Below are 11,446 nucleotides of genomic sequence, written 5' to 3' on the forward strand. Positions count from 1 at the left end.
ACGATGAAATACATCCTTAAAAATATTGTCCCGGTATTGTTGATGCTGCTTACTTTTTCAGCATCAGCTCAGCCTTTTGGCAATGAATGGATTGATTTCACCAAACAGTATTACAAAATTAAAGTAGCTAAAAAGGGTCTGTACCGGATTAACAAAAGCACACTCAATCAGGCGCAAATCCCCAATGTCCCGGGTGCCAATTTCAATTTGTACAGAAATGGCGAGGCGGTTCCATTTTATGCAAGTACATCGGGAATTATGGGCAGCAATGATTATATAGAGTTTTACGGTGAACCCAATGACGGCAGCCTTGATGCAGAACTTTACACTGATCCCGACTGGCAGCTCAACCCTAATTACAGCTTGTTTAATGACACAGCAGCCTATTACCTCGCCTGGAATACCTCTGATCCCAACTTGCCGGTAAATAATGTAGCCAATGACCTGAGCAATTTACCATCGGCAGAAAACTATTATTGGAAAAGAAATCTTTTGCAGTTTAATGCCATATTTAATGCAGGGAAACCATACTACCTTGGTACACAACCTTCCTATCGAGCTATTTTTGATGAAGGTGAAGGTTTTTATGATGGAGTTATCAGCAAAGGCAATTCAAGAGCTTATAATTTAAATGCTCCTGATTTATACAGTGGTGGCCCATCAGCCACAGTCAATACTTCAGTAATAAGTATTTCAAATACTCCGCACAGGGTTATTATTGAATGGAACAACAATGTGCTGGATGACAATAGCTTCACGGGTTTTGCTACCAATAAACACAATTTTTCCATAAATAACGGGCAAATAGGCGCCAGCAATACATTGAGGGTTTCTTCAAGCGGAACGGGTAATGCAGATAATAATGCAGTCTCACATATTGAATTTACCTATCCAGCAACTTTTGATATGCAGGGTGTTTCGCTGGCGAAAATGACCTTGCCGGGCGGAAGTGGAACCCGATATCTGGAAATTACCGATTTCAACAATAGGGGAACGGCTCCGGTGTTGTATGACCTTACAAATCAAATCAGGATTGAAGGGCAAAATACTTCCGGAACTTTACAATTTAAATTGCCGGCTGTTCCCAACAACAATGAGCGTAAGCTTGTGCTGTCATCTCAAGCCTCTCCTGATGTGATCACAGTAAACAATATCAGAAGAGCAACTTTTATCAATTACAACAATCCTTCTTTCCAGGGGGATTTTATTATTATTTACCACCCTGCTTTAACAGACGATGGCAATGGTAATAATTACATCAATGATTATGCTAACTACCGCTCAAGCATGAATGGGGGCAATTACAATGTGCAAATTGTAAATATTGAGCAATTGTATGATCAATTTGCTTATGGCGTACAAAAACACCCACTTGCCATCCGGAACTTTGCCAAGTTTGCAATGGCCCGCTGGTCTCCGCAACCGGAATATTTTTTCCTTTTGGGGAAAGGCAGGGTTTACGACCGGATGCGCAAGAATACTGGAGTTTACAATCAATGCCTGATCCCCACTTTTGGAAATACAGGAGAGGATTTTGGCGGAGCTGATCAATTGCTCACAGCTTCAAGTCCCGGATCCATAGCACCACAAATTTCTATAGCCAGGCTTTCTACCCTTGACCCTCAAGACATTAATCACTATTTGGAAAAAATTATAGATTTTGAGGAAGAACAAAGAAAAGTAGGTGACCCGCATCAAACCATCGCCAATAAAAGCTGGATGAAACGAGTTTTACACCTCGGTGGGGGAACAGGAGCTGCACAACAAAATACTTTTAAGTTTTACCTCGATGATTTTAAATCGACAATTGTGGACACTTCTTATGGTGCAGATGTAGAATCTTTCTTTAAAACCACAAGCAGCCCGATTCAGATAGCACAGTCGCAAAGGCTTACTGACTTGATCAATGACGGTACTTCAATGATTACTTTTTTTGGGCACTCATCTCCCAACTCTTTTGACATTGCTTTAGACAATCCACAAAATTATACCAATTACAAACGCTATCCTGTAATCCTTTCCAATGGTTGTTTTACAGGTAATATCTTTTCTCAAAACCCCGGTATTAGTGCCGATTTTATATTTGCCAGAAACAAAGCAGCTATTGGTTTTCTGGCTACTACAAGTTTGAGTTCTTCAAGCGGTCTTTTCACTTATTCCAATCAATTGTATAAGCAACTCGGTCAGGAATTATATGGCGAAAGTATCGGGCATGCTATCAAGGCGGCTACAGCTGAAATTGAGCAATGCTGTAGTTTTGTTTTTAACCTGATGATTGCTGAAGAAATGACCCTGCATGGCGACCCTTCCATTCATATCAATACGCATACCAAGCCGGATTATGTGCTGGAACCACAAATGATCAGCTTTAATCCTTCCAATGTTTCGGTAAATCTCGACTCCTTTGAAATGCAGGTGATTGTCACCAATATTGGCAAAGCCATAAAAGACAGCATAGATCTGGAAGTGATCAGAAATTTTCCCAATGGATCGGGAATTACAATTAAGCATAGAATGAGCGCACCTTATTTTAAAGATACGGTGTATTTAAATATCCCTACCGGTGGAAGTGCTGCATTTGGCCTGAATAATTTTAAAATCACAATTGAATCGGAATATAAAATTTCAGAATTATCAGAAACCAATAATACTCTGGGAACTACCATCAATATTCTTTCAGAAGATGTTTTTCCAATTCATCCATATGAGTTTAGCATAGAGTATGAACAGGGTATAGAATTGAATGCTTCTACAGCAAATGCTTTTGCAGGCATGAAAAATTATATTATGCAGATTGATACAACGGAACTGTTCAATTCCTCAAAACTGCAAACTACCAATATTCAGCAATCGGGTGGAATTCTGAAATGGACACCTTCCTTGCTTTATGAAGACAGTGTGGTGTATTACTGGCGGGTTGGTATAGACAGCACGAGCACACCCGGAACGAGTGCGCGTTGGCGGTACAGTTCGTTTATTTATTTAGAGGAAGGCGAGCCCGGCTGGAATCAATCGCATTACTATCAGTACCTGAAAGATGATTACCGCAATATTTATTTGGACAATGATCGCATTTTTAAATTTACTGATGATATAAAAGGTGTTACTGTTTCAACAGGATTGGCAGATTTGCAAGGTGGTAATCTTCCCTGGGGGCAGTTGGCATATTCTATTAACAGTAGACAGGGTCACAACTGGAATTGTGGTGGTTCAGGTGGTTTTTCCGGGGGACTTACATTTGCAGTCTTTGACTCAGTTACGGGAGAACCCTGGATAAGTAGCCTGGACGACATAGGAACAAGTAACTCATGCTCTGGTAATAATGTAAATCAGATATATGGAAACATCCATTGTAAACAAAGAGATTTCGAAGCTTTTCCTTTTCCTACCAGTAGCTCTTGCTGGCAAAATAAGATCATTGATTTTATAAACATGATACCTGATGGACATTATGTTTTAATTTACAGCGTAAACAATGCGGGTTACACTAATTTTAGCCCCCAATTGATAAATGCGCTCAACAATCTTGGTGCTAACTTGATCAATACTGCCACACAGGGCTCGAATACTGCACCATGGGTATTTTTTGTAAAAAAAGGAGACCAAAGTACTGCTGAAGAAGAATACAAACCCGGAGCAAATGACATCATCAATTTCAGCACGCAATTTAGTGCCAGTTGGTATTCAGGCCAATACGAAACTCCATTAATTGGCCCGGCAAGGAAATGGAAACAGTTTTTGACCGATTACCACAGTTCTGAGCCCAATAGCTTTGACGAAAACTCAGTTGATATTATAGGTGTAAATAATGCGGGTATTGAAACCGTGTTGATCAATAATTTTAATGGGTTCAGCACTTCTTTACTGAACATAGATCCCAAGCAATATCCCTTTTTGAAATTGAGAATGAATTCCAGAGATGATAGCACAAGAACACCTGTTCAATTAGATTACTGGCGCATTCTTTACGACAAGGTGCCGGAAGCTGCATTGAACCCATCCATAGGCTATACTTTTAAAGGAGATACCCTGGAAATAGGGCAGGAGCTACAGCTTAGAATTAAAGTGGAAAATGTCACGGATTTGGATATGGACAGCCTTTTGATCAAGTATGTGATCTTTAGTGGCAATAACAGCAGTTATCCATTTTATACCCGAGGTGATTCACTCAGAGGACATGAGATTATGGAGGCTGCCTACGATTTCAACACCAATTGCAATTGCCTGGGAAAAGTCAACAGCTTGTTTATAGAAGTCAATCCCGATGATGATCAACCGGAGCAATTTCATTTCAATAATATTGGCTTGTTGAATTTCAGTATCAGTGGCGACTTAACAAATCCATTATTGGATGTGACTTTTGATGGTGTGCATATTCTTGATGGAGACCTTGTGTCTGCCGAACCTGAAATTTTGGTTAAGCTGAAAGATGAAAATAAATTTCTTGCCCTGAATGATACTTCATTGATAAAGATGTTTATCAAATATCCTGATGGAAGTCTGAAACCACAGCATTTTGACAACAACCAGGTGATCTTTACCCCTGCCAGTAACTCTAACCTGGATAAGGACAATACAGCTCAAATTGAGATCAATAAAAGATTTGAGCAGGATGGCGTTTACGAACTTATGGTTCAGGCGCAGGACAGAAGCAAGAATCAATCTGGCAATTATGGTTATCAGCCCGATGGAATTGACTACCGTATTTCCTTTGAGGTGATCAATGAAGCGCAGATCAGCAATGTGATGAATTATCCCAATCCATTTACAAGCTCAACGCGTTTTATATTTACACTTACCGGAAGCCAGATACCGGATTACATGAAAATTCAGATTTTCACTATCACAGGAAAAGTGGTGAGGGAGATCAGCCAGGCTGAATTGGGCGAAATAAGAATAGGTAGAAACATGACCGATTATGCCTGGGATGGCAGAGACCAATATGGCGACCCGCTGGCAAATGGCGTTTACATCTACCGCGTAGTGACTTCTATTGATGGTGAAAAGCTTGAGAAATACGATACAGGTACTGATAAGTATTTCAAAAGAGGTTTTGGTAAAATGTATTTAGCCCGATAATGCAGAAAAATAGGGCTTTGCGTATTTCAGTAAATATTTCCCGATAATATCAAATTCCAGGTTTACCAAGCTTCCCGGCTTTAGGAGATGAAAATTGGTGTGTTCATAGGTGTATGGTATGATCGCCACTTCAAACCAATTTTCCTTACACTGCACCACCGTTAGGCTTACACCATTAATGCAAATTGAGCCTTTGTCAACAATCAGTGCCTGTTCATTGGGCAAAAATTCAAAGCGGCACAACCAACTGCCATCGTTTTCTTCTATTGATAAACAAGTGCCTGTTTGATCTACATGTCCCTGGACCATGTGCCCATCCAAGCGGCTGTCCATTCTTGCTGCCCGCTCCAGATTTACTTTATCTCCTACTTTTAGTTTTCCGAGATTTGACTTATTGAGGGATTCTTCAATAATATTTACGGTATAACTTTTTTCGCTTTTTTCAACTACGGTAAGACATACTCCGTTGTGCGAAACACTTTGATCGATTTTTAATTTGCTGCTCAGGACAGTGCTTATGCTCAGGTTTAGATTGCTTCCTTTTTTTTCAAGCTCAATTACTTCCCCTAATTCTTCAATAATTCCTGTGAACATAACTGCTACTTACTTCTGATCAGGTGAATATACCCGCTTAAAACATCTTTGCTCTGTACAATGCCTTCTACCCGAACTTCATAGACTTTACAAGTGTAATAATAAACGCCTTCGGGCATTTCATTTCCATTTTGCTGATTGGTGCCATCCCACAAAATATCAGGATCCTCTGTTTTGAAAATAAGCCCGCCCAATCTGTTAAAAATTCGCATATCTACACGGTCAACAAAACGATAAGGTAAAAAAGGCGTAAACAGATCATTTTGTCCATCGCCATTGGGTGTAAATACATTGGGCAATTTATAACATGGGCAGTTATCTACACAGAACTCATTGCTCAATTCACTTTCATTTCCGGCTGAATCGGTAGCGGTAATAACATAACAGCCTGCAACAGATTCTCCGAGTTCGTGTCTGTAAGTACTGTCGCTACCTATTACCCGTTCAACAAGTGAATAATTGTCCTCAAAAGGAGAAGAAAAATAAATATTGAATTGCTTTACTTCTTCATCGCAGGGTAAGGTCCATGTAAGCTCATTGATAAACACAATATTCTGCACCTCGCAGCCTTCCCCTTCATTCAATTCCCTGCAATTGTTTTTCACTTCCAGAATTGGGGCACAAGGTGGAATTGTATCCAAAGGCCGTGCACATTTTTCCTGGGAGAAATTGATCAATGGACTTGGCATATTAGTGCCTGTATAATATCCAAGTCCCAATACTTTGTAGCAATAAAGCGAGTCATTGATAAGCCCATTATCAATGTAACTTTGCTCAGTAATGGTATCGCCAATTTGTTCAAACAATCCGCTATTGGGATTTTGCCTGAATACTACATATTGCTCGTTGATCCAGGGTACATCCTCTTCCCACAGCACTTCTATTTCACGGTCAGTGGCAGCCAGGTCAAGAAAGATGGAAGAAGCCGGTTCGCTGCTTCCTACAAAAACACCATTGTTGGCATAAAAATCTACATGGTAGGTATAGGGTTGTTCAACAGTATTTAGGTTGTTATCCTGGTAACTTGTGTCATTTAAGCCACCAAAAGTAGGGCTGCTAAAAGTAGCAATTTGTTGAGTTGGTGCATTGAAACCATCAGAACGCAATAGCCTGAACTCATAAGGGCCGGGAAACTGAACTGTATCCAGGTTGTCGGCATTGGGTATGGGTTTTGTCCAGGCAACAAACATTTCACCGGCTTGTTCATCTGTTACATCTACACTTACATTGGTCAATAAGGGAACATCTTTTCTAAGTTCGGAACAGGCTTCATTAGATGGAAGGCTTTCCACCCTGTTGTATAAAAAACCAAAAGGTGTTTGTTCAGCAAATTCTGCAAGCACACGGTAGCAATATAAATGCCCCTTCTTAACATTGGAATCTACATAGTTGTAATCTTGTTGTAATTGAGAAATTTTAGTGTATCCTCTTCCTGCAAGGCCGGGTTCGCAGGTGTCTGGCTGAAATGGATTCGATCCCAGCCTTCTCCAAACAGTAAAGCCTAAAAATTTATCTGTAGCACTCTCATTGCAGCGATACGGATTTTGCCATTCCAGTTCTACTGTATTGTTTATTGCTTCTGCCTGAAGATTTTCAGGCGGGGGGGCAATCACTCTGATCAACCAGGTTTCAGTATCGGTTAGTGATGCAGAACCGCCAAGTGAAGGATTCGAAAAATTATCTTCTGCCCGGAATACGATTTGGTAGAACTGTCTTCTAATATCATCACAAGTTGTTTGCCATTCAAAAAAACCGTTGGTACTGCCAATTGCCGGTGTAGATTGAAAGCTTGCCGGATTATTGGAAAATTCAAGCGGCCCGCCAAAAGCAGTTAGCGTGACAGTTTGTCCAGGGTCGGGATCGCTGGCATTTACATTAATTCTCAGATTATTTCCGGCTATGATACAGGTATCATTTATATCTTCTATTATTGGAGGTTTGTTTTGATTGTCTCTAACAGTTATTTGCATATCTCTGAGGATGCTTCCCAATTGAATTCCATTTCTGTATTCCCTGATAAGTATAGCAACATTGTATTCTCCTGTGGGAGCTTTGGGTACATCCCAGGTTATCAATCCTGTACGCGCGTCAATTGTGAAATTATTGTCAATTCCGGGTGACACTTCATCGGGATACTGATAAAGCGGAACATTAAAATCAGGAGTGGCTTTGGAGGGAATCAGTTCATAAGAGAGACTGTCGCCATCAGGGTCGTAAGCAGCGGGGTTGTGATAAAATATTTCGTTGATATTGGCATTGTCAATGGGTGGGTTGAGCAATACCGGTGAACTGTTGTAGCCCACAAAAGTGGGGTCGAGCACCCGAATGGTATCTTCCAGGTAAAAGAGGATATTCACTGAATTGCCGTTGTTAACATTCACAATTCCATCATTCCGGTTGGGATCGGTCATTGAGATGACATAAAAAGGCAAAGGACCGGGATAGGTGTGGGTTGCAACATATTTATTCATTTTAATGTCATCAGCAATCATTTCTCCTTGTGGAACATTATTGGTTCCGCCAGGTGTGCCATTTACCCTTGCAACAAAACTTGAAGTCCCGTCACCCCAGTCGATTTCTAAGGAATCTCTATCTGCATTTAAACTCGGGCCGCTTGTTTTGGTGTAAGTAGTGACAGTAGCCTCAAAGGTCAACTGGCTGATTTGCCGGTATGTAATTTCTCCTGCTCTGTTATGCGTAGCTTCAAGGCTGAGCGCAAAAAACAGGAGGGTGGTGCAAATAAGGAAAATACGGTAAACTGATGGCATGCTCTGAAATTAAAAAATAGCTTAGTTCAAATTTAATTTAAAATACGAAAGAATCCCAGAAATGGGGAATATAGCTAACGAATTAACATGTAACCTGAGTTCCATAATTATTTAAAAGCTCAGAAATTCATTAAAACGTAATAGGCAAGGCGCATTTGAGAAGGTCTATCGGGATAAACCAAGCAAATGCAACGCTGCATATTGCGTTTTATGGATTTCAAATGCCGGAAAACAGCAATCTTCTTCCTGGAAATATCTCAAAATAGCCCGCTATTCCATCAATATTTCCAGTCGAATCTCACTATTTTCTGGCATTCTGAGCACTAAATAATTTCCGAACTCAGGTATGTACTAAAGTTTGGCCAAATACAATTTATCTACGTATAAACACGAGTTGAACAGTGCTTTAAAAAACATTTACAGTGATTTTTTGTATATTTTAAGGAATTGAGTATTACATTCTTAAAATTTTTGGAGTAAAATTATGCATCAAGTACGCTACTTTTTTTTGATTTCAATCCTATTTATTTCGCTTTATTCCTGCCAAAGCAGTCGGCAGGAAAATGGCCTGGTAGAAGGCAGTGAATTGCAGGGGCCGCAGGTAAAAAGGGACTTGCCTGAGATAAAAGAAGATGGAAAACTGAAAGCAATTACTACCTATGGCATGACCAGTTATTTTCTGTACAAAGGCATGCCCATGGGTTTTGAATATGAGTTGCTCAAGACGCTTGCAACACATCTCAATCTTGAATTGGAAATTGTGATAGCGGAGGATATTGATAAAGTATTCGACATGCTTAATTCAGGCAAGGGCGACATTATTGCACATGGGCTGACTATTACAGAAAGCAGAAACAAACTGGTTGATTTCACTGAGCACCACTATGCCACACACCAGGTTTTGGTACAGCGAAAGCCCGAAAACTGGAGAAACATGAAAGTGCACAATATCAAGCAAACATTGGTAAATGATGTGATCGAATTAATTGGTGATACGGTGAGTGTCAGGAAAAATTCGTCCTATTATTACAGGCTTATAAATCTTTCAAAAGAACTTGGAGGCAATATATATATAGATAAGCTTAGCGGCAACCTGACCACTGACGAAATCATACAAATGGTAGTGGACGGAAAAATCAAATACACGGTGGCCGATTACAATATTGCGGCCATCAACAGAAGTTACCATCCGGGATTGGATATAGAAACCCAACTGAGTCTTTCGCAACGAATAGCCTGGGCCACCCGGAAAAATTCGCCAAAGCTAAAAACGGCAGTCAACGAATGGGTGGACAGTATGAAAAATGAAGTGAATTACTATGTGATCTACAACAAATATTTCAAGGCCAAGAAAAATTTCAACCGCAGGATCAGGAGTGAATTTTACAGTGCCAAAACGGGTAAGATCAGCCCTTATGACCAGATCATTAAAAAATACAGTCAGCAGATTGGTTGGGACTGGCGACTGGTGGCTTCATTGATCTACCAGGAATCGCAGTTTAAACCCAACAACCAGTCTTGGGCTGGTGCCAGAGGACTGATGCAAATGATGCCGGCCACTGCCGAAGAACTGGGCGTAACGAATATCCTCGACCCTGAGGACAATATTCGCGGAGGAACAAAATACCTGGATCAGATGTGGCGACAATGGAGCGATATACCCGATTCGGTGCAGCGCGTAAAATTTGTGCTTGCCTCTTACAATTGCGGATATTACCATGTGCGCGATGCCCAAAGGTTGGCAGAAAAACACAATGCAGATCCCTTGGTTTGGGATGGCTCAGTAGCGGAATATTTGCTCAAGCTTTCATCAAAGGAATACTACACCGATCCGGTTGTCAAATATGGTTATGTAAGGGGTCAGGAACCGTATAAATATGTCAGTGAAATCTTTGAACGTTTTCAGCACTACAACAAATTTGTTGCTGCTGATACACTTAATACCAAAGCTCAAGATCCTCTTTGAATTTTAAGTTTTGTTTGAATGTGGGTGCACTGGCGGTCATTGACCGTCAGGCGTGTATTTGATTATGCTTTGTGTTTTATTTTCAGTTCGTTATGTCTTTCAAGCAATATATTCAGTAGATTAATCGAATAATATCGATCATTTTCAAGAAGGGTTTTAAAAATAGGTCTCAATTCTTTGATTAATCCTTTGTTTTTTGCAGTTGATAAAATCCCTAAAGTTCCAATGCATTTTATATCAAAGTTTTCGGCAATCTTTCTTGCTTTTTTGTCATCAATGAGTAGAAAATCTGCGTTTAGTTCTTTGTATAGAATTACTGATTCAGATTCCCCATAATCCATTACAAAGGCAAGTTCGTTAAACCCTTTAATATTAGCCACTTTTGGCTTGAAAAACATCTTAATATTTTGGTAAAACTTTGTGCTCTTGTCCAAGGTTATTTCTTCCCAAACTGCTTTTGGTATTTTGATTTCATCAAAAAGATGGTTCAAAAGTTCTAACTTATTGATGATTGCTAATGAAAAAATAGATCCTGTATCGGCAATTACAAGTCCATTTTTCATTATTTTAATTTTTCTATGTCACTAAAAATATCTTCTTCGTCCAAGTTTGAAATTGAAACTTTGTTTTTAGAAAGTTCTTTTTCAAATTCTAACCGTGACATTCCGGAAAGTTGAGCGGCTTTTCCTATTGTTAATTTTTGCAATGTATATAACTGAATTGCCAATGTTATTTTAATCCGTTTTTTTAGATCATTTTCTGACTCATTTAAAGCCAAAAGAATATCATTTGGAAAATCTACTGATATCGTTATAATACTCATCTTTTTTTCCTTTTAACCAAATATAATATTTTTTCATGGAGTTTGATTTTATTTCGGATTTTTTTCAGCATAAAGCTGTCTTGTCTTGCCCGAATGCTTCATGCCCGTCCGAATGCCCGCCTGACAGTCATTCGGGCAGGGTTTGCCCGCGCGGACAGGCTAGGCGCACTGGCGGTCATTTGACCGTCAGCCGTCTACTCATATCTTTGTAAATTG

Annotated in this window: 6 protein-coding genes; 2 read left to right on the forward strand and 4 right to left on the reverse strand. The window is 39.9% G+C overall.

All coding sequences use genetic code 11. The annotated features are described in order from the left end of the window. The first annotated feature begins 3 nt into the window (after nt 1–3). Entirely contained in the window at nt 4–5,079 is a 5,076-nt protein-coding gene (locus tag WD048_03710; protein MEX0811298.1) for a C25 family cysteine peptidase, read from the forward strand. Here the strand turns inward: WD048_03710 and WD048_03715 are convergent. Further along, nucleotides 5,068–5,673 carry a riboflavin synthase gene (locus WD048_03715; GenBank protein MEX0811299.1) on the reverse strand — a complete coding sequence of 202 codons (606 nt, stop codon included), beginning with the start codon at nt 5,671–5,673 and terminating at the stop codon, nt 5,068–5,070. The two genes, WD048_03710 and WD048_03715, sit on opposite strands and share 12 nt — an antisense overlap. Before the next feature lie 5 nt (nt 5,674–5,678). Next, nucleotides 5,679–8,441: a gliding motility-associated C-terminal domain-containing protein gene (locus tag WD048_03720; GenBank protein ID MEX0811300.1), complete on the reverse strand. Its 2,763-nt coding sequence runs from the start codon at nt 8,439–8,441 to the stop codon at nt 5,679–5,681. 484 nt (nt 8,442–8,925) lie between these two features. Between WD048_03720 and WD048_03725 the strand changes: the two genes are divergently transcribed. Further along, nucleotides 8,926–10,407, forward strand: coding sequence for a transporter substrate-binding domain-containing protein (locus WD048_03725; protein ID MEX0811301.1), 1,482 nt, complete (start codon nt 8,926–8,928; stop codon nt 10,405–10,407). Between the two features lie 62 nt (nt 10,408–10,469). Here WD048_03725 and WD048_03730 read toward each other — a convergent pair whose 3' ends face one another. Beyond that, the gene (locus WD048_03730; GenBank protein ID MEX0811302.1) at nt 10,470–10,970 is read right to left on the reverse strand and encodes a DUF3368 domain-containing protein; all 501 of its coding nucleotides are present in this window, start codon (nt 10,968–10,970) and stop codon (nt 10,470–10,472) included. Then, nucleotides 10,970–11,230 carry a UPF0175 family protein gene (locus tag WD048_03735; protein ID MEX0811303.1) on the reverse strand — a complete coding sequence of 87 codons (261 nt, stop codon included), beginning with the start codon at nt 11,228–11,230 and terminating at the stop codon, nt 10,970–10,972. The genes WD048_03730 and WD048_03735 overlap by 1 nt, the downstream gene beginning before the upstream one ends. Nucleotides 11,231–11,446 lie beyond the last annotated feature (216 nt).

The sequence above is a fragment of the Chitinophagales bacterium genome (assembly GCA_040877935.1).
GTDB lineage: Bacteria > Bacteroidota > Bacteroidia > Chitinophagales > CAIOSU01 > JBBDNB01.